Raw genomic sequence first — 26,880 nt, 5'->3', positions numbered from 1 at the left:
GCTTAGGGATGAAGATTATGAATGAGCGAACACTTTCTGCGTCGGCTGTGATCAAAGAGGTAACAGGGAATCCGATAGTAGTTAGGCCTGGTGAGCCTGCAGTTTTGGCGACGCAAGGAAGCTTACTAAAAGCAAACGACTTGCTGTTCACGCCAGCGGGTAGTGAGTTGGTTTTGGCCGTCAATAATGAGTTATTTTTGGTTGAAGAAAACTGTATTGGTTGCATCAATATTGCAGCTAATGATGCACTTGGTGTTGCGGTGGCTCTAGTAGACGGCGGGCTAACAGTGAGTGAGCAAGAAGGAGCAACAGAGCTTGATGTTGCTGGTATTCAAGAAGCTATTTTAGCCGGTGAAGATCCAACGCAAACTTTAGAAGCTGCTGCAGCGGGAGAGACACCTGCTGGCTCGGCGTTGGGGACATCCAGTACCGTTGTCATGAGCCTCGCGCAAACTATTGCCGCGACGTTATTTGAAACCAATGCGATCAGCAATGAGCGCGAAGAATTTGATTATGACGGCGGTAACTCAATAGTTGTGGCGGAAGGTGGTTTGCTTATTAACACCACTATTACTGAAGGCAACCTTTTTGACGGCACTTACCCCCAACAGACGGTGACTCAAGCCAGTATTGCTGCCGGAACTTTTGCCCTTGACCCTGCAACATTTGTCCCTGTTACAGGGAGTTTGACCTCGCTGTTAAGTGAGTTAAATGCAGAGGTGACCTCTTCTGGAGAACCCGTCGAGTTCACTTATGACTCTACTCTTAATGCGATTATAGGCACACAAAACGGAGAAGCCGTTCTCACGATAGATATTGATGCCACCCCAAGCGGTAAGAATATCAATTTAACGTTGACGACTACCCTAGAGAAGCCAATTGATCATAACAATGAATTGGGTACTCAAGGTTTGGTTCGCTTCACAGACAATTTATTGCAAGTCAACCTCACTATCACGGGCGCAGACATCAAGAACAATCCTCTCAAACAGCCATTATCGATCACGGTCGGTGTGGTGGATGGCGATGATCAAACTGCTATCGAGGTGAGTGAAAGCTACACCGAAGAAACAACCTTAAGTGCACAAGATCCCTTTGAGACTTCTGGTACCGTATTTGAACTGGGGGCAGACAAACTTAAGTCGATTAGTTTTGATCCGGAAGCCACGGACTTGTTTGCGGGTATTCTCTCTGACAATCGAGAGACAGAAGCCATTCTATCTGCTGATGGTATGACGCTGGCCTTGGTGATTAAAAACAACCCCAATGAAGTCGTATTAGAAGTGAGCCTTTCTGATGATGGTACTTTTACTATCAAGCAAAACCTTCCGCTTGAGCAAACGAACAATCAAGACCGATTAGATTTTGCTATTCCAGTGACGTCCATTGATTACGATGGTGACGTTGTCACTAATGTTGTTAACTACGCAGTCGTTGATGGTGCATCACCATGGGTCGAGTTACCCGCATCGACAACTCCTGTGATGGAAAGTCAATTGGATAGTGGAGCTAAGGTGGCTTCAACCGGAACTCTGGGGTATGTGGGAAGTGATGCATTACAACATTTTGAAATTGATGTAGACGCATTCAATAGCCAATACAATGCTATCTTATCGAGTGGCGATTCGGCGGTAAGTTTAGTCGATACGACCATTGACCCGAGCGCAACGGCACGTTCCTATGCCGGACAAGATGAAAATGGTGCAACAGTCTTTACCATTACCTTGCAAGCCAACGGAAGCTATGAGTTTGTGCTAGTCAAGCCGCTTGATCACCAAGCCCCAACCGACTCAATGAGTGCGGACAATAATCGCTATGATTTAGATTTTCCCATTTATGCGGTTGATACAGATGGTGATAAGTCCGATGCAGATACACAACGACAAGGTGAGCAAGCGAGTATCCTGACTGTCTCTGTCATTGATGATGTATCAACGCTAAAAGATGCCATTTTGTTCTCCGATATTGTCGAGCCAAATGTTGGTACGGCAGGAGAGAAAACGACAGCGCAGAATATTTTTACTGATAAGAGTCAAGATGGCGATCAAGTCACGCACTTTACCCATGGTGGTAATGAATATAAGTTGGATGATTATCAGCCAGATAACGATGGTGTCTATGCAATAAGTCTAGACCCAGTTGGCGATGATAGCAGTGTTGGTACAGTCTATATCACCCGTGAAGGTGATATCTCATTTCGACCCAACTCAGATATTCTCCACAACGCGATAACGTCAACCAATGATATTTTAAGCACAACACTTGAGGTGTTTACTCAAGACGGTGACGGTGACATTGATTCTGTGGATGTGACGCTAGAGATTAAAGATGGCGATAATATCCAGTTTAGCGGCGATCTTACGCTTAGCTTTGATGAAACTCAGGGTGCACAAGTTTTCACTCATGATGGTAATGGGCAGCCATTGGATATTGGAATCCAAGTCGGGAGTGATCATGTTGCCAGTGTGAAGTTTGTGACTGATGAAAACGCGACGTCTGTTCTAAACACGATTACTGTCGATCAAGCGCCCACATACGTTCATGTTATTGATGATGGGCAGAGCGTTGTTGTCTCACTGAGCAGTGATCCGACAGAGACAAGTAGCTATGTGCTGCAAGCTACCCTCGATCAAGATGCACAAGGTACACGTGTTGGAACGTATCATGTGACTCAACACCAAGCGTTTGACCAAACTGCTGATGAGCTAACGGTTAAGTTTCCATTTGTTGCTCAAGATACTGATGGCGATACCACCGCTGATAGCATAGATGTCACCGTCTTTGATGGCGCGGACATCAGAGTAGGTAAACCTAACTCCAATCTTTCATTGAAAGAAACGTTGTCGCTTGATGGTTCACCGGAGAATGCGATTTCTAAACACTCAACGGTTAAATTTATCCAAGGTTCAGATGAGATAGATACGGTTGAGTGGTTAGTCTCTGATGCTGCCAAAGCAGAGCTTGCGTCGATCACGACACAAGGAAAACCAACTACATATGATGTTACCGGAGATCTGATCCGTGTTTTTACCACCGATGAGCATGATGCGGAGTTGGATGTTCTGACTTTTAAACTCGATAGCGATAAAAGTGGCGGTTACACAGTCACGCAGTATCTGCCTGTCGACAATGATCTGACTGAGAACAAAGACCTGTTCGAGCTGTCGATTATTGCCACGGACACCGACGGCGATCCCACCGTTGCCAATATCGACATCACCTTGAGAGATGGGGCAAACACAAAACTATCGACCAGTTCTCTGACGTACAAAGAGAAAGAATCGCAGTTTGGTGAAGCGAAAAGTGGCAGCGTCAAATTGAGAGAAGGTTCGGATGGTGTCTATGAAGTGACAGTGACATTAGACAATGAAGCCGAAGTGATGACGTGGACGAGCCAAGGTCAACCACTGGATTTGATTAAGTCAGGCAATGACTACACCCTAGTGTATGAAAATGCACCCAATACCAATGTGCTGGAGTTTATCTTTGATAAGAGTACAGGAGGGTATCAAGTTATTCAGCACCACCCGATAGACCAAGATGCCACTAATCTAAGCAAGTTGGCATTTACCGTTACTGCCCGCTCTAGTGACGACAATGATGTGCAAACCTCAATTGATGTGACCATAAAAGATGGAGTGGAGACATCAATACGCAACAGTTCGATTTCATACACAGAAAAGCAGCAAGGCGCAGAGCCTGATACCACCTATGGTTTCAAAACCGGGAGTGTCAATATTAAAGCGGGTGTTGACGGTGTGCAGAGGGTCGAGGTTGATATTGATGATGCCAATGAACTTTCCGCGTGGACGAGTCAGGGAAAAGAACTTGAACTCGTAACCGAAACCAATGGGAATGACTTTGCCTTGGTGTACAAAGATGATCCCAGTTCGGTAGTGTTGGAATTTAACTTTGACGATGAAACGGGAGACTATTCGGTAGAGCAACTGTTGCCGATAGACCAAACGGCCGGTGAGAAAAGTGTCATAAACCTGAGTGTCAATGCTCATTCGAGTGACGACCAAGTTACCAGTGCATCTATTGCTATCACCATCAAGGATGGAGCGGAAACATCCCTCAAAAATCGCACAGTGACTTTGGTAGAAAAAGACGACAATGAGAACCAATTTGTTAAAGCTGAAGTGAATGGTGATGTCGCGCTAAAACCGGGTGTGGATGGCGTGTCTGCGATAGTGCTGACGTTGAGCCAAACACAAGTTGATGCAATTAACACTACATGGACGAGTCAAGGGAAAGATATTGTCGTTGTTGAAGACCCAATCAACAACAGCTACCTCCTCGTTTACAAGGATGATCCGGATACTCAAGTACTTAACGTTTCTTTGGACGAAGATGGCAACTATAAGGTCGAGCAACTATTGCCGATTGATCAGGTTGGCAGCACCAGCAGTTTGGTTTTCGCTGTAACAGCCTCATCGACCGATGACGCCCAGATAACTAAAACACTCACGGTCAATATCAAAGACGGTGTTGATACTAAGCTGAAAAACGACACGGTGACGTTAAAAGAATCGGTCGACGACAGCGGTGAGTTTGCCACTAAGTCGGTGAGTGGGGACGTGCATCTAAATCCGGGCCCCGATGGCGCAGAATCAAGGATTGAACTTGCTAATCCGTTGGACGTCGCGACATGGCAGAGCAATGGTCAAAACACTCAGTTAGTGGTTTCAGATAACACTATCACACTGTTAGACAGCAATGATGCTAAAGTACTAGAGCTTATTTATTACCCTGAGGATGTGGGAGGCAAAGCGGCGGGTACCTACGATGTTGTTCAATATGCCGCAATTGATCAGTTAACCAATAATCTCTCCACGCTTAAAGTGAATGTAATCGCAACATCCACTGATGATGCACCGATCACCAAGCAAATCAAAGTTAATATAAAAGATGGCGTCACACCATCGATTGATGTCAATGACAGTGCGAAATTAGATGAAACATCGGACATGTCTGAACTGACACCTGCCACACGAACCTTCGCGCAATTGCTCGATATTTCCAGCGGTACTGATGCTGTCAAATCGGTTTACTTTGAGTTAGCCAATAACAGCCCGTTTGAACTTGCAGATCTCACCAGCGAGGGGCGTGAACTAGAAGTGAGAAGTGAAGATGGTTCATATTCGTTGTTTATCAAAGGCAGTGAAACTGAAGTACTTAACATTAGTCTGGAGCCACAAACTGGTGATGTGACCATCAGTCAATATCAACCATTGGATAACCCTGTTAATGATCGCATTGATTTGAAAGTTAAAGCGACAGTGACGGATACCGACGGTGATTCTGCGAGCAATCGCTTTAATGTCACGTTGGTGGATGGACAAGGTCCGCACATTAAGCCTATCACGACACTTGATGTATTCGAGAAAGGGATTGATGAGGTGGGGGATGGGTCTGAATCAAACTCTACCTTAATCGAATTTTCTGCCAGCTCTGACAACATTGAAAGTATCGAGTTAAAAGCGACGGGTATTATAGTCACTGACCAAAATGATGCACCGGTTACATTGACTGCCGATAACCAAACAGTACAGTTTGAGCAAACAGATGACGGCTTAATTGGTTACATTGGCAGTGGAGCCAGTAAAGAGACCGTATTGGAAGTGACTGTTAACTCAGACTACACCGATAATGATTTTGGTCAGGTTGAGTTTACCTTGCTTAAAAATGTCGACCACCCAAATGCAGGGACAGACTCGCTTAAGCTGCAATTACCTGTTGTGGCATCCGACTTTGATGGCGATACGAGCCAAAACGGCGTAAATCAACCTTATGTGACGGTGAACCTCATTGATGATGTGTCTACTTTAAAACCGACACTTGTGTTTGATGATGTCACAGAGCCGACGTTAGGTACTCAAGGTACGACGACTGCAACACAAAATATTTTCAGTGATGTGAGTAAAGATGGCGACCAAGTGACGCACTTTGTCTATGAGAATAAAACTTATCAACTTGATGACTATACGCCGAATAACTTAGGTGTTTATGCCATTGCTCTTGATGACACACTAAGTGCCAATGGTATCGGCACAGTGTATATCACTAGAGACGGGGATATTGCCTTCAAACCCAATTCGGATATTCAGCACAGCTCTCTTACCACAACTAATGATGTGTTAACTGCCAAGCTTGAAGTCTTTACTAAAGATGGTGATAACGATGTTGATTCGGCTGAGGTGAGCATCAAAATCAAAGATGGGGCTGATATTGGGTTTAACGGCGCGCTTGATGTGTCATGGATAGAAGTAAACGCTATCAAAACCATTACTACTGATAGTGACGGAGAAACCCTTAACGTTGGCTTAACCCGCGGGAGTGACCCTTTAGCCAGTCTATTGTTTGTCGCAGATAACGACGCGAGTTCTGTGCTGAACAATATTACGGTTGATGGTTCCGCAACCTACGTGCACATACTTAACGGTGGTGATAGTGTGGTTGTTTCCAGCAGTGAAACACAACCTCTTGATGTGGCTCAGTATATTCTGCAAGCGACCTTAGGCAAAGATGCTCAAGGCAAACCAAATGGTGATTACAGCATTACCCAATATAAACCTTTTGACCAAGCAGAGTTGCCGACTGATTCCGCAGAAATTTTACTGCCTTTGGTGGCAACCGACCGAGATGGTGACCCAACCGCACAAGTAATAAAGTTAAGTGTCAAAGACGGTCAAGATATCACTGTTTCTAATACTCAATCCTCGGTACGGCTGAATGAGACGCTAACACTTGATGGCAGTGAAGGTAATGCCATCAGTCAACACGATAGCGTCAGTTTTGTTGCTGGAGTGGATGGTATTGACAGCGTTAAATGGTTGGACAATGCCGCGCTAGATACACTGTTAGATGATATTACCTCCCAAGGTCAGCAGACGAAACACTCGGTTTCTGATGGGACGATAAGAGTCTATTTAGAAAATGGTGGTCAGCAGCAAGATGTCATTAAGTTTGAGCTCGATAGCGGTGTAAGTGGCGGTTACACAGTGACACAATATCTGCCGATTGATAATGCCAATGATGCAACCACTAATCTTGACCAACTTGACCTCGCGATTGTCGCAACGGATAAAGATGGTGATGAGACGATTGCCAATATTAAAGTTGAGCTTAAAGATGGTGTTGAAACATCAATTCAAGATAGTCGCCAAGAATTAACAGAAACGCTAGACAGTGATGGTAACTTTGCCAGTTCAACCGTTAGTGGTGATACGCAGTTAAAGCCAGGTTCAGATGGAGCTACAACCAGTATCAAGCTGGCAAATTATGACGAAGTACATGGCACGGTAGCAAATCAGTTCAAAGGTTGGAGCAGCAATGGTAACGATATATCGGTTACGCAGACAGATACGACGATTACGCTGAGCGACGCTGAAACTGGAGAAAAAGTACTCGAGTTGACTTACTATCCAATCGATATTGGTCAACTCGGTGAGCCAGATTACAAACCCGCTGGCACTTATGATGTCACTCAGTTTAGAGCGATAGATCAACCTGAAGGCAATGTTAGTCAGTTGCAAGTATTGGTCACCAGTAGCTCTACCGATGATCAAGATAAAACGGCGGATATAAATATCGATATTATCGATGGTACAACGCCTACTATTATCACTAATAATGATGCTGCTTTGACCGAAACTGTCAACATGACGTCAAATACCCCAGCGAATGATGCATTTAGCCAAATGTTAACAATCAACAGTGGAACTGACGCGGTTGATAGTGTGATCTTCGACCTTGCTGAAACCAGTGTTTATCAACTGGTTAATTTGACCAGCAGTGGACAAGAGTTGGTGGTGCAAAGCCAAGATGCTTCTTACTCTTTATTTATCAAAGACAGCAATATTGAAGTGCTGAATATCTCGATAAATAAAGCCACGGGTGATGTACTGGTTGAGCAGTATCAACCGCTAGATAATCCATTAAGTAATGATATTGTTTTGACTCTTGATGCAACGGTGACTGATACCGATGGTGATAGTGCATCGACTCGCTTTAACTTGACGCTGACCGACGGCGCTGACCCACGTATTGATCAAATCGGTAATATTGTGGTGAATGAGTATGGGATAGGTATCTCGAACAAGAGTGAATTTGGTAGTGCGAAGATCCAGCTTGAGCCGAGTTCGGACAATATTAAGCAGTTTACCGTGGATACAACGGCTATCACTGTTGCAGACAAAGACGGCAATCCGATTAGCCCATTAACCGCAGGCAATCAGCCGGTGCAATATGAGCAGATAAACGGTGGTTATCGAGGGTTTGTTCAAGATGGCAACAAGAAGCTCACTGTTTTCGAAGTGAAAATCAACTCCGACTACACCTCTGATGATTTTGGCAAAGTCGATTTTAAACTCGTGAGAGGTATTGACCACCCTGATTCTGGTAATGACTCGTTGTTTGTCTCTATGCCAGTGATTGCGGCTGATTTTGATGGTGATAGTAGTCCAGCTCAGCAACTCAAGGTGGAGATCGTTGACTCTTTCTCAAATGCTAAGAATGTCACGATCAATCTTGTTGAAGGTAATTCGACGTCTAGCAACGGTATAACCGTGGTGAACTATAAACAAGCTGACCGTCTGGATAATCTTGAAATTGAAGTGCCCGCAGCAAACCAAGGTAAGTTTGCTTTCGGTGATATTAACAATCCATCCAATAAGTTTGATCTCGATACGCTTGGTACCAACCAAGGCATGGCGGTGTTGGCAAAGAACTCTCAGGGCGAGTGGGCGCAGGTGGGGGTGCTGACACTCATTACTAAAGGGAGCAATGTTCGAGTTAAATTTACCGCCGACGATAGCGTGGATCACGCAAATGGTCCTCTAAGTACCACCTTTACCATGACCGCGATTGATAATGATGGTGATCGCGATAGTTCTAACTTGTCACTAACGATTAAAGATAAGGTTTCAGAACTGAATATCGCAGATATTTCTGGTGATGAAGATACGGATATAGCGGTATCGCTAGAGGTGGATCTGCACGATGCCGACGGAGAGCAGATTCAGTCCCTTAACCTCGGAGATCCTCAAGGGGGCAGTTTCTGGTATCGAGATCCACTCAATGGCGGTGCGCTGACTGAAGTAACGGGTCTGCTAGCAGCAGATAAGCTTCAGGTGTCAGGAAGTGATGTGCTTTCTATTGACAATATTCTTTACCGACCCGATCCGCACTTCTCGACCGATTCTCAAGGCTTTGAGGTCAATGCGACGGTTAAAGTTGAGCGAGCCGGTCATCCTGTTGAGACGCACACTGGTAAAATTGGCATTGTGGTTGATGGTGTGGCTGACAAACCGACAATAACAAGTAAATTTAGCTTATTAGAAGAAGGTCAAGAAGACTCGTTGATTAAGCTTAATTTTGAGTTTGAAACGGTAGACCAAACCGACGCGAGTGCGGAAAGCATCGTTTATGAGCTCAAGTTCAACAGCGCAAACACTGGTGATTCACACCAATTAGCCCAAGCCAACGGTACGCTGCTCGTTGCCGATGATAATGGTATTTATCATTTAACCAGTGACCAAATTGACAATGTTTATCTCGCAGCCAAAGGTGACTTCAGCGGGTCTGTGCTGGTTGATGTTAAAGCGATTTCACACGAACCGTTTACCTCTAGTACCAACTCTACCGACAAAACCATCACTGTTGATGTGACGCCTGTGGTTGACCCTATTTCATTCCAAGTTGAACGTGTGCGGGTGAATGAAGATAGTGAATTTAAGCTAAAGAATCATGTATTAGTCAATGAGCTGGAAGATAGTGATGGCTCTGAATCTCGTTATGTCTATTTAAAAGACTTACCTGACGGCACAGTGGTAACCCATATTAATCACGAAGGGGATAGGGCGATCATTATGGGGGGAGTCGCGTTTTCTCTTGATGATGCCAATATACCCAGTGCATTGAAACTGAATTTAGTCGATCCAGTCGGGGACTCAGTTGAAGACGATGTCGATCTTATTATTGATTACGCTTTGATTGAGTCAGGCGTTGCAGGTATTGTCCCGCCAAAAGACAGTAACGTTGATTTTGTGTTTGATGTTGAAGTCAAAGTCGTCGATAGCGCTAGTTATGCTAACAATACCCACGAGCAAGTTAGTCAGTCGATGGGTGAGAAAACGATTAATGTCGATATTAAAGGCATCGCGGATGCACCAATGATGGAGGCGGACAGTAACGCAACGTGGCAGGTGCTTAAAGATAGCGAAGGCGCAATTACTGGCGTTAAGACTGCTACACCAATTGATGAGAATGGGAGCATTTTACTAGATTTCGGTGTTTTAAGTGGTGAAACGCAGTACAACAATGCAGGACCTGATGGCTCCGAGACGGTCTCAGTTGTGCTTTATGCAGCTTCGGGCAACCTGGCTGATTACAAGATAGAAGATAGCGATGGGAATGAAATCAGCCTAACGTATGCAGGGATGAAGAATGGTCATCCTCAGTATGAGGCTGATATCACTCAAGGGGATATCAAGATCACGCCGAAGTCGAACAACACGGAAGATGTTCACTTAAAAGCGAAGATCATAGTGACAGAGAATGATGGTAATGAACTGGTTACAGAAAAAGATATCATCATTGAAGTGATTCCCGAGATAACAGGATTCACTAACGGTTTTGTTGTCGATAGTGACGATGGCAACAATACGCCTTTAGAAGACCAAAGCAATAATGTTAAGTGGTATCCGGGTAAGTTGACTGACCGCGAAGAAGGTGGGGACCATGAGTTTGTCAGTAAACTGGTGATCTCGGGCAACGCGGCGGAGAGTAATGCAAAACTCGAAGATATCGAACTTTCAATAAAAACCCACCAAGCGATTGATAAGGTGCTGGTAAACGGTATAGAGGCGATAGCATCGAATGATAAGTTTACCTTTGACGCGACCGATGAGGTGACAATTGTTGCCGCTGATGGGGAGGCATTAACCGCAGGTAACGTGAAGATCTCCGCGTTGGTTACCCCGATCGATTCCAGTGCGGACTTTGTATTAAACAGCACCGTCTACGTCAGTGAAGTGGACGTGGACTCAACAGATATCCATGGTGCAGCAATAATCGAGACCGAGTCTTATTCCGGCAAACTTAATGTCGACATACGGCCGGTTGTTGAAACAGATGGCTCGCTCAACATTATCGATGGTGATGAAAATACGATAAGTGCAAGTCAAACGAATGATAAAGGCTCAGTAAGCTTCACTATCAATAGAGAGGCGCAAAGTGGCCTGTTTGTCGGCGACGCGAATAACTCTGACTACTCAATCAACTTTATTGATTTGGATGCTGATTCAGCAGGCGAGAGCAATCAAGATGAACGAGTGACTCAAGTGGTTATTGAGTTTGCAGGTGCGAGTCAAAGTGTGTTGGATCAACTTTATGTTCAAGGAGCAATCAATAACGGTGATGGCACATGGACGGTGACCAATGAAGATTCATTTATCGTCTTTGCACCAAACGGAGTTTCCGAAACGGTCACGGTTAATGTTCATGCTTTGGTTGTCGACAAAGGTGAAGATAACGAAGACTCAATAAATGAAGCGGAAGTGAGTGCGGCGGTTAAAAAAACACAATCTTTCCAAGTGACGTTTGACGACCCAGATCCCATCGCAGTGGCTGATGGTGAAGCGGCATCGGCCAGCATTGATAACAGTGTTGCGATTACTGGTTTTGAAGATCAAACAATTCAATTAGACAGTGCGTTACGCGGCAAGCTGACGTTTAGCGAGCTAGCCAACTTAGATGACAATGGTACAAACGATCAAATTACGATTGTTTTTGATGTATCAAATCTACCTGAAATCGCAAAGGTGACGTCAGGAACCGGAGAGCGGAACTTCGTTAACGGAAAGTTCGCCTTTACGATTGATGCGAATGACATTAATCAGGATGGGAGTTTAAAAGAAGGCGCGTTGGGTAATGCGGCGATTACATTAATTAAAGATTTTGCTGGTGACTTTATCATTCCTGTTTCGATTGTGGTCACCGATATGGTAAGCGGTGATGAGAATATTGTTACCGAGCAAGTGAAGTTTGATATCACGCCTGTTGTCGATGGTGTGACCAAAGGAAGTGGCGTAGTCGTTCAGACTGTCGGGGACGATGACTTTTCAAATGGTGAAGATGCACCGGGCATTATTCAAGCTAACACTGCTTATGAAGATAGCCAAATAGTGCTCGACCTAAATCAGTTTACGTTCAAGGACGAAGATACCGAACTATCCCAAGGGGTAGAATCATTTGCCACCATAAACGTGAGTTCCAGTGTTGGTAGCGTGTCATATGCGAACAATATAGCGGGCGTCACAGTTAATCAGGATGGTACTTTAGACATCACGGCTTCATTACTGCCTCAGGGAACCTCAGTCGAGAGCGTTCTGGCTGAGGTGATGTTTACCCCCACCAAGGATTTCTCCGGTGATGTTACTGTCACCCTCGATGGTACTATTATTGATAAGACCGACAATGTTGGTTCGACCACAGCAAACTTCAAGCAAACCTTTAGTGTTGATGTGGTTTCAGTTGTGGATGGTGTGACGTTAGACTCACTGGGCGACAAGGTGATCAATGGCAACGAAGATAGTCCAATGTCTCTATCTGTATTGGACTTTACACTCGATGATACCGATGGTTCAGAGGAGTTTGTTTCGTTTAAACTTATTGATGTGCCGGAAGACTTCTTAGTGGAATCTACCAGCCCTGACTTCTCGGTTAGCAACAATGGCGGTGGCGTGTGGAGCATTAAGATAGTAAGTGCTGTTAATGAAAGCGTCGATTTAAGTGACATCCAAATCATTCCGCCAGAAAATTTCAGTGGTGTCGCTAATATTGGTTATGTTGTCTTTACCCAAGAAGAAGTCGACCAACAACCAAGTGAGCAGCAGGGAAGGATTACGCTCAATGTCGCTGCGCAAGCAGATGCGATCGATACACGAATTGATACTGATGCTACTGGTCAAGAGCACAATGGTGAAGGTACTGGGCTGGTCGATATTAAGATTGATGCTCGCGTGGTTGATAATACCGATTCGATCAGTTCAGGTGCGCACCATACGGAGAATAATCCTGAAACTGTCTATATAAAAGTGGAAAACATTCCTGATGGTGTATCGGTGGTGTTACCAGAATATACGCAAGGGTTGGACTTGAGCAGCGGAGACTATATCGCTTATCAAGAGCTAGACAACGGGGTGTATACAGGCAATTGGATTGTCGAAACCAACCTACAACAAGTTGAAATGATTCAACTTGATCTGACAGGAACAGATTACAATAGTGACGCGTGGCGTGGAGACAATCCGCAAATTGTTGTTAAAGTCAGCGCCAATGATAATGGTGCTATTGAGACGGTTTCAGGCACAGCGATTCAACTAGCCATTACGCCTGAGAATGATAAGCCAGTTGTTGTGGCTCAGTCATCGTATGTAACCAATGAGGATGTGCCTCTTTCAATAACGAGTATTCAGATATCGGATGCCGATATTCTTGATAATCCTAATACGAATATAACGGTCACCATTGGCAACACGACGGGTACGCTGGCGTTTGGTTCACAGTCATTACAGTTTGCCAGCAGCAACAACATCGTCATTTCAAATGATTCTGATGGCAATCTGGTTCTTGATGGAACCATTGAAGCTATTAATCAATTGTTAGCAGGTACAGAAGTCAGCAGCGATAAGGGTTTGTTGTTTTCTGCTGATGAAAACAGTCATCTAGATGCCCAGTTGAGCATTAACGTGACAGATAATGGCAACAATGGCGATGTTAATGGAGATGGTGTTGTCGATGTTAACGACGCCTTAACCAGCGATGAAATCAAAGTGGATATTATCGTTAACCCAGTTAGCGATAAACCAACATTGGATGCAGAGCGCAATCGTTATTTTGTTGCGACCAATGACGCACAGTTGGCAGTGATTCCTTTGTTAGGCTTGATTCCTGCACTAGCAGTGGCAAGTGAAAGCTTATCAGTGCAGTTTGATGGTGTACCATTTGGGACAGTGATAAAAGTTGGCGGGGTGAGCGCGACACTCAATAGTGATGGTGTCTATGAGGCCGAAGTACCTCAAGGCGGTGATACTGACATTGTGATAGAGGTGCCTGCGGGTATCTCACTTTCTGATACCAATATCGAAATCAAGGCAGTGTCGACTGATGGCACGGCTGAGCCGGCGTGGTCTGACCCTGTGACCATAAACATTACCACGGGCTCAACTCAGTCAATCATAGGTAGCGGCGGTGATGATTACCTAATCAACATCTTAGACAACGATGAAATAAGCCTTGTGGGGGATTCGGGTGATGACATACTGCTCGGGGGGGAGGGTAACGATACTCTCCAAGGCGGCTTAGGGGATGATGTGCTTATTGCCGGGGCGGGAGATGATCAGCTTCAAGGAGGCTTGGGTAACGATATACTAACAGGTGGATCTGGACACGATGTGTTTATTTGGACCACTGCAGACATTGACTCTAGCAATCCGCATATTGATAAAATAACAGATTTCAATGCGGACAAATCGGTAGGTGCAGATAAAGATGTTATTGATCTATCGGAAATCTTTACCAGTGAAGATTCGATGGAGAGTATCCTCGGGCGAATCACCGCAGAAAAAGAGGGTGATAAGATCAATATCGAAATCTTCAATGAAGAAGGGGGAGAACCTGTTCAAACTATCGTATTGGAAAACCAAGCGGGTTACACCCTTGATGGAGGTAGCAGCAACCTAATGGATGATTTGATTCGTAATGAGTTTATTAAACTCACTCATCAGGAGTAGACATCCGTCTCCTCTGATTTGGAAAGAGCCCCTCTGGGGCTCTTTTTTTATCTCTAAAAACTGGCCAAAATTTAGATATATCAATTTGCTATATACATGATTTTGTTAGTTCTTTTTAATATTTATATAGAGCAGGTAATTTTTGGAATCAATGAAATAAATCCCATTTACGAGTCACATTCTTATTTGTTGGTTTTTCTTGTGAAAAATCATGATGTAACAAAGTATTATCCTTGCATTTTAATATGAAGTCACTCCTTTAATTAATTTTAATGTCAGCGTACCACCAATGAATGATTTCTTTATAGCAATACATGTTTCATTCGTAACATTTCTCAAATTGACATTAATCGCAAATAACTTTGGTTTCGATATAAAATTATGTGTCAAATTTAAGATAGAGTGATGCGGATACCAATATTTGTGCTTTAAATAATGATTTTGACTTAGATTGAGCTTGGATTAATATCTTCTCAGCGCAAGGGATGAATTAAATTTGCGCTGATATTTTTAATAATTGGAGTTAATCATGTTTAATAATTTATGCATAAAGGCAAAGATTGCCGCAGAGAATTTTATTCAAGATCAGAAAGGTGTAACGGCAATTGAATATGCCATTATTGGTGTGGCAGTTTCTGCTTTGGTATTAGCCGTGTTTGTAACAGATACAGCCGGACTTAAAGCAGCTCTTACTGGGGCTATCAGCAAAATGGCTGCAAATATTACCAGCGCGAACACAGTGCCGTAGAAAAGTGAGCAGTCTTGTACAAGGATGGCTAATTCTTGCCATCCTTTCTGCTGTGGTATCGTTTTGTGATTTAAAAAGCAGGACGATACCAAATAGTTTGGCAGTTGCGATACTCATTGTGTCGATAACTTTTAGTAACGTTGATTTTGACTTTAATTGGATAGTTAAGGCATTTTTAATCTCATTTTTTTTCTTAGCCTTGTATGCAATAAATATTTGGGGTGGGGGAGATGCGAAAATTGCAATTGTATTTTTACCTGCCATTTCAGAATCATTCTTAATACTCTATTTATTAGTAATAGGTATTGTTGGTGGAGTTGTTGCATTTTGCTATTTAATTTTTGCATATTTAAGTGAGAAAGAGAATAAATATCAAATAGGATTGCCATACTGTGTGCCCATTTGTATTTCAGGAGTTACTTTTGCACTTGCTTCGCTATGAGGAAACGAAATGCGCTCAAAGATTATTTTGTTGGTAGCCGTTATTGCTATCGCTGGTGGACTATTTGGTGTTTTTTTCTCCAATACTGAACCGTCGGTTGCAGACGCGCCTCAAGAGGTTGCCGAAGAAAAAGCCGTTTATTATAAGTCTTTTGTATTGGCAAAAGAGCGTGTATCTAAAGGGCAGGTCATCCATAACAGTGATTTTAAAATCGTTAAACTTTCTGAAAGTGAAGCAAACGCGGTCGGATTAGATGATGATGGAGTGTTTGAGTATGCCCCTGGTTCGATTTATATGCACGATATGCAACAAGGGCAAACAGTCTACTTTAGAGATATTGTTCAGCCCTCGGATAGTGAGTACGTCAATCTAATCATTGATAAAAATCATGTGCCATTTCCGATAAAGGTCTCACCAACATCGATTGTAGGAGGGGTGATCAATCCAGGTTCAAATGTCGATATTCTCGCCCTGACTGGTGATGGTAAAGCAGATAATGAGTTTGGCGCAACGAGAAAAGAAAACATCTCAATCAGCCCTGTATTAGTTAATGTCAAAGTGCTTAAAGTAGAAGTAAAGCAAGTCGAATCGCCTTACAGCAATAATATGCTTGATGAGAGCTATTTGATTCTGGAACTCAATCGTAAGCAAGTCGCTATTTTGACCATTGCTCAGACAATTTCGACCATCGAAGTGCACAAATCTGTTGGCAACTATCCACTGACGGAGTTGCAGGCCAATGCAGGAGATGTACTACCAGATTTCAAGGCAATCAAGGAACTGAGAGCCAATAAAGTCGCAGTTAAATAATCGCTAGAGGTTAGGTGATATGCTTCATTTTTTATCCAAGGTATTCAAGATAGTGGGACTTGCCTGCTTGGCGTATAACGCAGTGGCAAGCGAACTGATGTTTTTAAAAGAGGGTGAAGCAAAACCTGTTATCACCAAAGCTGATGTTGATACAGTATTTATTTCTGATCCAGAGGTGGCGGACTATCAAGTGATCGACCGCCAAAAAATCGTGGTGTTCGGCAAAAAGATGGGTACCACAACTTTGATGTTGTTTGATGAAAATGCCAAAACATTAGTGAATAAGCAATTGGTTATCAATCAGAGTTTTACTGAAATCACCCAGCAAGTTCAGCTGCATTATCCCCATGCAAAAGTCTCAATTAGTAATGTGGGCGAACAAGTCGTTTTAACCGGTTCTGTCGCCAGTGAAGCGGAGAAAGATGGCATCAATGATCTTGTCGGGGAGCTACTGTCTAAAGAAGTCGAGAAAATTAATTACACCTGGGTTAAAGAACTAGCGGAAGATGAAATCATCGATTTTATGACCAAGCGAGAATATAAAGGGATCATCAACCAACTTGAAGTACAAACCACTAAACAGGTCAATGTGAAAATCTCGATTGCCGAAGTATCGCAAACGTTTATGGAAAGTCTGGGTATTCAGTACGGTACGGGCTCGGGAGGCGCCGGGGTTTTCGTCAATCCAATTCTAGATTTTAGTGCCGATGACATTCTAACCGGTATTACAGCATTGGGTGACGATACTGTTGGTCAAGTGTTAGCCGAACCTAACCTCTCGGTTATTTCTGGTGAAAGTGCCTCGTTTCTTGTGGGGGGCGAGATTCCGGTTGTGACGATTGTCGATGGTGGAACTAATGTAATGTTTAAAGAGTTCGGTATCCGTTTAGAGTTAGTCGCCAAGGTACTTCGAGACAACAAGATTAAGTTGTCGTTACAGCCAGAAGTGAGCTCCCTTGATACTCAATATGCCAATGAGCGATACAGTTTACCCGCTTTGAAAACACGTCGTGCGAAAACAACCATTGAATTGGCTAACGGGCAGAGTTTTGTGCTTGGTGGTTTACTGAGTTCAGAGGACGTTGAAACTCTGCGCAAAATCCCACTAATTGGTGATGTGCCGATTTTAGGTGCCCTGTTTAGAAACACCGAAACAGAAAGAAACAAAACTGAGTTGGTGATTGTCGCAACGGTTAATCTGGTGAAACCTGTTTCTCCTCATATGATACAACTTCCTTCGATCGAACGAACTTCAAACCTTTCACGACTTTTCCAGATAAAAGAGCCCAAAAACTCAGTGGTCACTCAGCGAGCAAATGACATTTTGGCGACAGGAGGCTTTAAGAAATGAGTAAGCAAATCGGATTTTTGAGCCTAGTGATCAGGCTCGTTGCATGTACACCGATGAGCTATGAGAATCAAAGTGTTCATGTTGATGTGCATCCAACCAAGTATCAGTTATCGCTAGTTGTTGACCAGCAACATTCGGCAAAAATGACACGTGAATGGGATGAGTTTTATCAGTTGCATAAAACCGAACTACTAAATCGGGACGTACAGCTTAGCTACTCCTCGACACAAGGAAAAAAAATAGCCAAAGAGTGGCGCGAACAGCTACTCAACGATGGTGCGATTGCACAAAATATCGTCTTGGAATCGACTGATAAGTTGGGTGAGTTTGATCTAAAAATAGAGCTAGTAAAATATAAAGTTGTCACCCCCATCTGTGAGCCGCAATCGATTCGATATTACGCCAAAGCCCCTGTTGGTTGCTCTGCAAACAGCAACCTTTGGCAATCCATGACTTATCCAGATGATGCTCTGTTGTTGAACAAATAATAGGGATAGTGAGGTATAAGATGTTGGATATTTTAGAGTCTCTCAACAAAATTGAGCGCAAGAAAAGAGAGATAGTTCGCTTCTCTTGTGTGGCATTTACCCAAAGCACGCAGTGTCGAGAACTGATTGAAGAAGCATTTCGTTTTGAAGGGATACCACAGCCGAGTTTTGTTGCCAATCGTGATGAAAATATTAAGTCACACGTTCGTGAATCAGAGGTTGAAATTGCACTGGTTGAGTTGACAAAATCCGTTGATGTCACTGCTGATATGCACCGAATCAGCCACCTGCTACCCAATGATGCATCCGTGATTGTTATTGGTCAGGAAGACGCCATCTCGACGATCCGCAATCTCAAGCAGATGGGATTTTACTATCTATTCTGGCCAGCCAACAAACTTGAAATGGTCGACTTCATCAAAAATGTCTACCGCAATCGCGAACAGGAAAATGGTTTAGGTAAAAACCGCGATGCTAAGAAAATCGCTATTTGGGGGTGCAGTGGTGGTGTAGGTACTTCGTTGCTTGCCGCAGAGTTGGCGAACAACCTTGCGCGTAAACACAACTCGAAATGCCTTCTGGTTGATCATGACTATTATGCCGGCAACATCGATATTATTCTTAAGTTAGAAGGGTTCGAAAAACGGCTCGTCAATATTTCTACGATAGAGTCAGACATTGATGCAACGTACGCGAGCAGCATGACCAAAAAAGTGACGGACTTACTCTCAGTTCTCTCCTTAACCTCAGAAGAGCACTCTAGCTTTGAGCTCAAAGAGTACACGCGAGTACTGGAGAATCTACTTGGAGGGCAGAATAACTTCATTGTCTCCGATTTATCCAAAGTGGGCCAAACGGATGTGGATTATAAGTATCTTATTGAGACAGTCGATACCGTCGTGCTTGTGTTTACCCCGGCAATTTCAAGTGTTCGTCAACTGAAAAAACTCTCTGAGCACCTAAGCTCTCAGGCGCCAGACTTGCGTCAAATCATGGTGTTAAACCATGTCCAGCCAACCAAAGCGACGGTATTGAGTAGGAAAGATGTGGTTGATTTTCTGCGCCGTGAGATTGATATCGAAATTCCGTTCGATGCGGGGATTCTAAAGCACATTATTAATGGCGGCTACCTTACAGATTCTCGCCTTGCGGTCGCGAAACCACTGGCGTTACTGACGGCTTCTATTTTAGGCGAAAGCGTACTCGAGCCAAAGAAGACCTTGGCAAATTGGTTTTCTCGTAGATAGAAGGGGAGTCGACTGTGGCAAAAAACCAATCGCGAAGCGTTTACATCGAGTTACGTCAACAAATCTATGATGCATTAGAAGCCGACGTAGTTAACAAGTTAAGCCGAGAGCAGTTGACCGATCAAGTAACAACGGCTGTTGAAGTGCTAATTAAGCGCAACGACTACTCTGTTGCGACAGTAGTGCGGCGCGAGTACGTAAAAAGTATTATCGATGAACTGCTAGGACTTGGACCATTGCAGCCACTAATGGACGATGAGTCTATTACCGATATTATGATCAATGGCTACGAAAATGTGTTTATTGAACGTAATGGTCTGGTAGAAAAGTCGTCGATAACTTTTATTGATGAAAAGCAGCTACAACAAATCGCAAAACGCATCGCTTCGCGTGTCGGGCGTCGTGTCGATGAATCATCGCCTACTTGTGATGCCCGCTTGGAAGACGGTAGTCGTGTCAATATTGTCATTCCGCCAATTGCTATTGATGGCACATCAGTTTCTATTCGTAAGTTTAAAAAACAGAGTATAGATTTTGAAAAATTAGTCGAGTTTGGCGCGATGAGTCCCGAAATGGCGAAGGTGTTGATGATCGCAGCGAGGTGTCGACTCAACATTCTTATTTCTGGAGGAACAGGATCGGGCAAAACCACCATGTTGAATGCCTTATCTCAATTTGCCTCAGACAGTGAACGAATCGTGACAATTGAAGATGCTGCCGAATTGAGACTCTTGCAACCCCACGTTGTGCGGTTAGAAACGAGAACATCAGGTATCGAAGGTACAGGCGCGATCACCCAGCGAGATTTGGTGATTAACTCGCTTCGTATGCGACCAGACCGAATCATCGTAGGTGAGTGTCGTGGTGGTGAAGCATTCGAAATGCTACAAGCAATGAACACTGGTCATGATGGGTCTATGTCGACGTTACATGCTAATACACCAAGGGATGCACTATCTCGGGTTGAAGCGATGGTGATGATGGCAAACAGTAACCTTCCTTTGGAAGCGATTCGTCGCACGATTGTCAGCGCCATTGATATCGTGATCCAGATTAGTCGATTGCATGACGGGTCGAGAAAAGTGATGAGCATCTCTGAAGTGTGCGGTCTTGAAGGTAATAACGTGGTGATGGAAGAGCTGTTTCGATTTGAAGCGACATCCGTCAGTGGCGAGGAGCGTAAGGTGATCGGCAATTTTTCTTCTGCCGGCTTGATGAAACGTTCGGTTCTGGTTGAGAAAGCGCGTTTCTTTGGCTTAGAAGGTAACCTCAATGCGATTTTTGGTATTAGAGGAGAGTGACCATGGCATGGATTAGCTTGTTTGTTGGCGGTTTGCTCTTGCTTTACCTTGCGCGAAATGAGGACAAACAGAGCGCATTAAAGTTACTGACGAAAACCGATAAGACTGCGGCGAAGGGGGCAAATCAACAATTAGGGAGTGCGATTAACTTAACTGTATTAAGCAGAGAAAACCTAACACAGAAAGTGAAACGGATAGTGAAAAAAGTCTTTCGTCAGTTGGGTAGTGCCGCGCTAGCAAAGTTTATTGTTGTGGTTATTGCGCTTGGTTTGTTATCGATTTACATCGATATGACGTTTGTGCGAGGAAATCCATGGGTTGTGCTGATTGTGGTTGAGGTTGTAGGTTTCGTTGCCCTCTACAATTGGCTGCAAAATCGAGAGAGAAGGCAGTTCGAAGAGGCGTTTCCTGACGCCCTAAATATGTTAACTAGTGCGGTTAGTTCTGGCGAGAGTCTTATGCATGCCATTATGTATGTCGGTAAGACTTTGGATACGGAAGTAGGAAAAGAGTTTAAGCTGATGGGGGAACGATTACAGATGGGTGAAACGCCAGAGTCTGTATTTCGTAAAGCATGTAAACGTTTTCCATACCCCACCTTTCATTTTTTTGTGATCACCGTTAATGCTAACTTACAGCGTGGTGGACAGTTGAAAGAGGTGATTACACGGCTCAACCGTTTAATGTTTGATGCGAGAACCGTTGAGAAAAAAAAGTACTCATTAACGTCTGAAGCGCGTACCTCAGCGAAAATAGTAGCCGCTATTCCGTTTCTATTTTTGTGGATGTTGCAATATCTCAGCCCTGAAAATTATGAGTATGTCATGTTTAATCCAGATGGGCGTGTAATTTTATATTACGTACTAATCAGTGAGTTTATCGGTATTGCGATTGTTAGAAAGTTAATGAAAGGAGTGGAAATATGATTAATCAATCATTGCTATTTGCGCTTCCTTTGACCATGTTTGGTGTGATTCTATTATTGGTATATATCAATGGAAGGAAGAAAGAGCAGTTTATTAAGAACTATTTACAAAAAAAAAAAAATCTAATCAGCCTAAAAAAGAGTCTGCTGGAGCTATTAGACACTATTGTCCCTTCCTCAATCGTTATGAATGAGGGGGAAATTCAAGAAAAATTAATTAATGCTGGTTATTATACCTTTCGTTACCCACATTTATATATGCCGATCAAATACATTATAGTGATATTGGGCTTGATTATTATCTCTATTGCTAACTATAACACAATGGAGTTGATGATGTTGGTTTCGGTATTGGCAATTTGGGTGGTGATATCACTTATTGTACCAGATGCTATTTTAGATTCGAGAATAAAATATTATCGCTCACGTGTCAGTCGACAGCTGCCTTTTGTGATTGATCTACTCGCAGTGTGTGTACAAACCGGGATGACAATAGAAGCGTCATTGAGCTATCTAGCTAAGGAAATAAGACATTTTGAACCCAAGATTTCATTGCTGTTAGAGCGAATGAATGACAGGGCAAATGTCGTTGGCTTAGAAAAAGCATTGGACGAAGTTTATGACCATGTTCCAACCACAGAGATGCGTAGTTTTGTGATGACTTTAAAACAGAGCCTACAGTACGGGTCATCGATATATTCAACCTTGACCACACTGTCTGCTGATATTCGACAAGTAACCATGCTGACAGTTGAAGAAAGGATAGGGAAACTCGCGGCAAAAATGTCTGTGCCGTTAATACTGTTTATTATGATGCCAATCGTAATTTTAATTGCCGCACCAGGCGTAATGCGAATGATGGGTAGTTTATGATGAAGTATATCGTGTTATTTTTGATTGTGTTTGTTCAGGGATGCCAAGCGACGGGAAATACAAAGTCGGCTTACAATGAAGAGCTTAATGTTGAAAAGCAAGAAAAGGTTTTTCTCGCAACAAATAATAATGAGAAGTTAATTGAGTTTTATAAGCAGCAATTAAGAAATGCAGATAGTGAAGAATATCGTGTAAAACTAGCCAATGTCTATTTGGATAGTCTGGATGCTGAATCATCATTATTTGTAATCAGCCCATTATTAGAAGGAAATAAAGGCTCATTTGCGAGCTATTTAGTCGCCGCTAAGGCCAGTATGGAATTAGGTAATAGTTCGCAAGCCGAAACCTTGCTAAAAAAAGCGCAAGCAATAGATTCCTCGAGTGGTGAAGTCTATAACTTACTCGGCATTATCAACGTTGAGAAGGGTAACTTCGAGCAAGCTCGGGAAATGTTTGAAATGGCAAGATCTCGCTTCTACGACGACGTCAAAGTAAAAAACAACTTAGCGCTCCTTGATGTGTTTGAAGGAAAGCAAAAACAAGCATTAAGTCGATTATCTTCACTAACGGAAGAGCAGCGCTCTGATGAGCAAATCAAGTCGAATTTACTAGTCATTATGGCAAAAAATGGCCAGCGAGAGTTCGTCTTGGACGCTCTGGACTCGTCACTATCGGAAATTCACAAGAATAAAATCTACCTAGCTTTGCGCGATAGCGAGAGTTTTGTACCGCACCATCGTACTCAGCAAGACTTGCCACAGGACACTCTAATTGAGCCGACAAGTTTGCAGACTGAACCTAAGTTATTTGATACCGAGTTAGTACAGGCAGAGCAAACTACGAACAGTACCATTGCTGATAGCTTGGTTAAACAAGATGTGGAGCCTGCTGAAGAGGCAACAGATAACCTTGAAACCGATGAATTAGTTGCGTTATCAACAGAAGTGAACCGACAGAACGTAGAGCAGTCAAGTGATAGCAACGCGTCAGATGCAACAACATCAGAGGTGCCTGATTCCGATTTAATGGTGAGCAATAGCGAGAGTGATGAGAGCTTACTGGTGATTACAGTAAAAGAAAGCGGTGTTGCACAGTCGCAAAATAAAATTGCTCACTCATTAGAAGAAGGCGAGGAGCAGTTAGAGCTCGCGGCAGAAGTTTCTGATGATGCGGCAATTACCGTCGGGCAAGAACCTGACCAAGTGGGGGGACAAGCAACGCTCGTTGAAGAAATGCAGTTGGAGCAAAACGAGGTTGAGACTCAAGATGCGCCATTACAAACCGATGTACAGGCAGATAGGCTAAGTGATGAGTTGGCGCAACAAGCGACGCCAGTAGATCCAATATCCCCCGCTAACGATGTACTTACTGTCGACGATTCGCAGACAAGTGACAATGAGCTTGATTTGGATGTTCAAGCAGAGGTTAGCCCTGAATCATCTGGAGAGGCATGATGTTGAAACGTCGCAATAAAGGCGTGGTGAGTATTGAGTTTGCCATGGGGTTTATGATGTTTTGGTGGTTGTGCATGGCGCTCGTTGAAGTGAGCTATATGTCCTATGTTTCGGCGGTGACGGATCTGGCGGTTAGTGAAGCCTCTCGAGCCTCTCGCCTTGAGGATCAAGTATCGAAAGATTGCGTGGGTAGTCAGTGCTTTAACAGTTACTCGGCGCGCTTTAAGCAGGCTCTGTATGATAATCAATCATTGTGGGCCAAGCTTATTGATCACGATAAGTTTGAGTTTTCTGTGCAGTACCTAAAATCACAAACTGAGTTGGAAAATCTCAAAGATGACTATTGCCCGCTTGGCGCAGGTGAAAAAGAGAGTGAGTGCGGCAAATATACCGATAGTGCAATCGCCGTGTATCGCGTTAACTATGCTTACCAGCCAATGTTTAACTACTTTATCAATAGCAGTCAGTTATTTACTAGAGAGGCAATCGTAGTACAGGAGTATGAGCGTGATCAGTTTAACTTCTAAACAGCGCGGTACTTTTAGCATTGAAATGGCGATCGTTGGCGTATTCTTTAGTCTACTGTTTGTGTTTAGTGGCGACGTCATCATCAAGCTTACGCACAAGGGAAAACTTGACCGTTTGTCATACTCGCTAGTGAACATCGTAAAAGAGCGCACGCAGCTTTACAGCAAGTCTTATCGCTTAACCGATGCCAATGTGAATACGGCGATAAAAATTGCTAAGGCTTCGTTTAAACGTACAACAAATCAATTTGATGCTACGTCGTTTGGCTACGTGGTTGAATCAGTGACGTTTGATCAAGCACATAAGCCCATATATGACGTATTTCGTTCGCAAAATTCTCCAACGCTTGGTATCCGCTGTAATGTAGCTAAGACGCTCAACAACATGACTCATCTATCCAAAATTACGACTTGGGGGCGTCCCTCTAGCCTCTATCGCGTGACGCTGTGTTATGAGACAGACAACTGGATTGGCGATCTTCTAGGAGAGAGCTTTACTCGAGTACAGTCTGATGCACTAATGATAGGGAGGTAATGATGAGTCAAAGTATACGCAAGCAAAGAGGTCACGCGATGATCTTGTTTGCAATGTTTGTCCCTCTGCTATTTGGTGTATTCAACTTGGGCAGTGAAGGAGCCCGTGCTCTGCAGCAAAAAGCGCGTATGAATGATGCATTAGAAGTGGCGGTATTAGCGATTTCAGCATACGACGATGACAATGAGGCTGATAAAGGCAAACCAGAAGACTTTGGTAGCGCAGTTAATCGACAAATTGTCGCAGATTTTGTTTCGGTCTACTTTCCAAATGAAAAAATCAAAGGTCCCCAAGACCTGACGAATCTGAAAATTCGTAAAAAACAGTGCGAACAGATTGCCGAGTGTAGTGCAGGCAACAAGCGCTTCTCGCAGTATGAAGTCACTGCCGCAATAGAGTATGAGACTTGGTTTGTTGGCAACGAAAGCGTTGCCGGCTTTGATAAGAAGCTCAATTTGGCGGGGCAGGGTACTTCGCGCAAGTTTCAGACCAACGCTATTGATGTCATGCTTGTTGCCGATTTCTCTGGCTCGATGGATGATGGCTGGAAGGGCGGAAACAAAAAAAAGTATCAAGACTTAGTGGATATTATTGGTGATGTGGCGAAGAAATTAGATGACTTTAATTCGTTGGCTATCCCCGATGAAATCAACACCTTAGGAGTTGTTCCCTTCAATCACTATGTCCACCGCAAAGCTGACCCAAGCCAATGCAATGCCAGCAACACCATCATTAACGGTATCGGTAATGTGGAACATGTTCGTTTTAATAAAAACAACACGGTTAACTATGTAAGCACGATATTTGATGTGACGGCCAAAAGCTACCTGTTAGATAGCGTCTGTGCTGTGGATGAAACGTCGTCAAAAGGCGCAAACTTTTACAATATCGCGTTGACCGACAAGATGATCAGTAAGGCGTCAGGTGAACCGTCGTTAGTCAAATTGATTGCGTCGTTTAAGCCCAAAGGTGGCACCGCATCCTATTTGGGGCTTATTGATGCGTACAAGTTGCTGCTTAGGGGTAAGAATAAAAAACGGCTTTTGATTCTATTATCAGACGGACAAGATTCGCCAAATCACTCACCTGTTGGTGAAACAGGACCAAAGTATGCAGATGAAGGGCAAAGTGGATATTGGCAGATCGGACAAAATTTGATTATCAATCATCAACTTTGTGAAGTGATCAAAGGTGGGCTCTCGTCCGGCAATATCGATACAACTCTCTACTTAATAGGGTTTGACTACAAAGAGGGTGAAACCAACAAAGCGTTAGACCGTTGTGTGGGAAGTGAAAATATCCTTTATGCGCAAAACAAAAAACAGATTACCGATAAGTTGTTTTCTTTGATAACGGAAGAAATCGGCCACTTAAAATAAGA

Annotated in this window: 14 protein-coding genes; all 14 read left to right on the top strand. The window is 43.6% G+C overall.

Annotated elements, in window-relative coordinates; translation table 11 throughout:
- Positions 1-17 precede the first annotated feature (17 nt).
- The 14 genes from GZK95_RS19320 (at position 18) to GZK95_RS19255 (ending at position 26,878) form a co-directional block, all read left to right on the top strand.
- Complete coding sequence (locus GZK95_RS19320; protein ID WP_075715271.1) at positions 18-14,798, top strand: retention module-containing protein; 14,781 nt, start codon at positions 18-20, stop codon at positions 14,796-14,798.
- A gap of 529 nt (positions 14,799-15,327) precedes the next feature.
- Positions 15,328-15,546, top strand: a complete 219-nt coding sequence (locus GZK95_RS19315; RefSeq protein ID WP_075710247.1) for a Flp family type IVb pilin — start codon at positions 15,328-15,330, stop codon at positions 15,544-15,546.
- A 4-nt stretch (positions 15,547-15,550) separates the two neighbouring features.
- On the top strand, positions 15,551-15,988 hold the full coding sequence (locus GZK95_RS19310) for a prepilin peptidase (RefSeq protein ID WP_075710245.1): 438 nt from the start codon (positions 15,551-15,553) through the stop codon (positions 15,986-15,988).
- Positions 15,989-15,997: 9 nt separating this feature from the next.
- Positions 15,998-16,798, top strand: a complete 801-nt coding sequence (gene cpaB / locus GZK95_RS19305; protein WP_075713610.1) for a Flp pilus assembly protein CpaB — start codon at positions 15,998-16,000, stop codon at positions 16,796-16,798.
- Between the two features lie 19 nt (positions 16,799-16,817).
- A complete protein-coding gene (locus tag GZK95_RS19300; RefSeq protein WP_075713613.1) occupies positions 16,818-18,149 on the top strand; it encodes a type II and III secretion system protein family protein in 1,332 nt (443 codons plus the stop codon).
- Complete coding sequence (locus GZK95_RS19295) at positions 18,146-18,637, top strand: hypothetical protein (RefSeq protein ID WP_075713615.1); 492 nt, start codon at positions 18,146-18,148, stop codon at positions 18,635-18,637. The genes GZK95_RS19300 and GZK95_RS19295 overlap by 4 nt, the downstream gene beginning before the upstream one ends.
- 20 nt (positions 18,638-18,657) lie before the next feature.
- Positions 18,658-19,884 carry an AAA family ATPase gene (locus GZK95_RS19290; protein ID WP_075710236.1) on the top strand — a complete coding sequence of 409 codons (1,227 nt, stop codon included), beginning with the start codon at positions 18,658-18,660 and terminating at the stop codon, positions 19,882-19,884.
- Between the two features lie 14 nt (positions 19,885-19,898).
- Positions 19,899-21,185, top strand: a complete 1,287-nt coding sequence (locus GZK95_RS19285; RefSeq protein WP_075713617.1) for a CpaF family protein — start codon at positions 19,899-19,901, stop codon at positions 21,183-21,185.
- A gap of 2 nt (positions 21,186-21,187) precedes the next feature.
- Positions 21,188-22,111: a type II secretion system F family protein gene (locus GZK95_RS19280; RefSeq protein WP_075713619.1), complete on the top strand. Its 924-nt coding sequence runs from the start codon at positions 21,188-21,190 to the stop codon at positions 22,109-22,111.
- Complete coding sequence (locus GZK95_RS19275; protein ID WP_161987236.1) at positions 22,108-22,983, top strand: type II secretion system F family protein; 876 nt, start codon at positions 22,108-22,110, stop codon at positions 22,981-22,983. The genes GZK95_RS19280 and GZK95_RS19275 overlap by 4 nt, the downstream gene beginning before the upstream one ends.
- A complete protein-coding gene (locus GZK95_RS19270) occupies positions 22,980-24,437 on the top strand; it encodes a tetratricopeptide repeat protein (protein ID WP_151148821.1) in 1,458 nt (485 codons plus the stop codon). Before GZK95_RS19275 ends, GZK95_RS19270 begins: the two co-directional genes overlap by 4 nt.
- Positions 24,434-24,964, top strand: coding sequence for a TadE/TadG family type IV pilus assembly protein (locus GZK95_RS19265; RefSeq protein ID WP_318630697.1), 531 nt, complete (start codon positions 24,434-24,436; stop codon positions 24,962-24,964). Before GZK95_RS19270 ends, GZK95_RS19265 begins: the two co-directional genes overlap by 4 nt.
- Positions 24,939-25,499 carry a tight adherence pilus pseudopilin TadF gene (tadF, locus tag GZK95_RS19260; protein WP_075710224.1) on the top strand — a complete coding sequence of 187 codons (561 nt, stop codon included), beginning with the start codon at positions 24,939-24,941 and terminating at the stop codon, positions 25,497-25,499. Before GZK95_RS19265 ends, tadF begins: the two co-directional genes overlap by 26 nt.
- 2 nt (positions 25,500-25,501) lie before the next feature.
- Positions 25,502-26,878 (top strand): TadE/TadG family type IV pilus assembly protein, encoded by a 1,377-nt coding sequence (locus tag GZK95_RS19255; protein ID WP_075710222.1) that lies wholly within the window; start codon positions 25,502-25,504, stop codon positions 26,876-26,878.
- The last annotated feature ends 2 nt before the right edge of the window (positions 26,879-26,880 follow it).

The organism is Vibrio panuliri (assembly GCF_009938205.1).
Taxonomy (GTDB): Bacteria; Pseudomonadota; Gammaproteobacteria; order Enterobacterales; family Vibrionaceae; genus Vibrio; species Vibrio panuliri.
This window is presented reverse-complemented; position numbering and strand designations above follow the sequence as displayed.

Coding starts and splice junctions, on each gene's coding strand:
- GZK95_RS19320 (WP_075715271.1), top strand. CDS start 18: ATGAATGAGCGAACACTTTCTGCGTCGGCTGTGATCAAAGAGGTAACA.
- GZK95_RS19315 (WP_075710247.1), top strand. CDS start 15,328: ATGTTTAATAATTTATGCATAAAGGCAAAGATTGCCGCAGAGAATTTT.
- cpaB (WP_075713610.1), top strand. CDS start 15,998: ATGCGCTCAAAGATTATTTTGTTGGTAGCCGTTATTGCTATCGCTGGT.
- GZK95_RS19300 (WP_075713613.1), top strand. CDS start 16,818: ATGCTTCATTTTTTATCCAAGGTATTCAAGATAGTGGGACTTGCCTGC.
- GZK95_RS19295 (WP_075713615.1), top strand. CDS start 18,146: ATGAGTAAGCAAATCGGATTTTTGAGCCTAGTGATCAGGCTCGTTGCA.
- GZK95_RS19290 (WP_075710236.1), top strand. CDS start 18,658: ATGTTGGATATTTTAGAGTCTCTCAACAAAATTGAGCGCAAGAAAAGA.
- GZK95_RS19280 (WP_075713619.1), top strand. CDS start 21,188: ATGGCATGGATTAGCTTGTTTGTTGGCGGTTTGCTCTTGCTTTACCTT.
- GZK95_RS19275 (WP_161987236.1), top strand. CDS start 22,108: ATGATTAATCAATCATTGCTATTTGCGCTTCCTTTGACCATGTTTGGT.
- GZK95_RS19270 (WP_151148821.1), top strand. CDS start 22,980: ATGATGAAGTATATCGTGTTATTTTTGATTGTGTTTGTTCAGGGATGC.
- GZK95_RS19265 (WP_318630697.1), top strand. CDS start 24,434: ATGATGTTGAAACGTCGCAATAAAGGCGTGGTGAGTATTGAGTTTGCC.
- tadF (WP_075710224.1), top strand. CDS start 24,939: ATGAGCGTGATCAGTTTAACTTCTAAACAGCGCGGTACTTTTAGCATT.
- GZK95_RS19255 (WP_075710222.1), top strand. CDS start 25,502: ATGAGTCAAAGTATACGCAAGCAAAGAGGTCACGCGATGATCTTGTTT.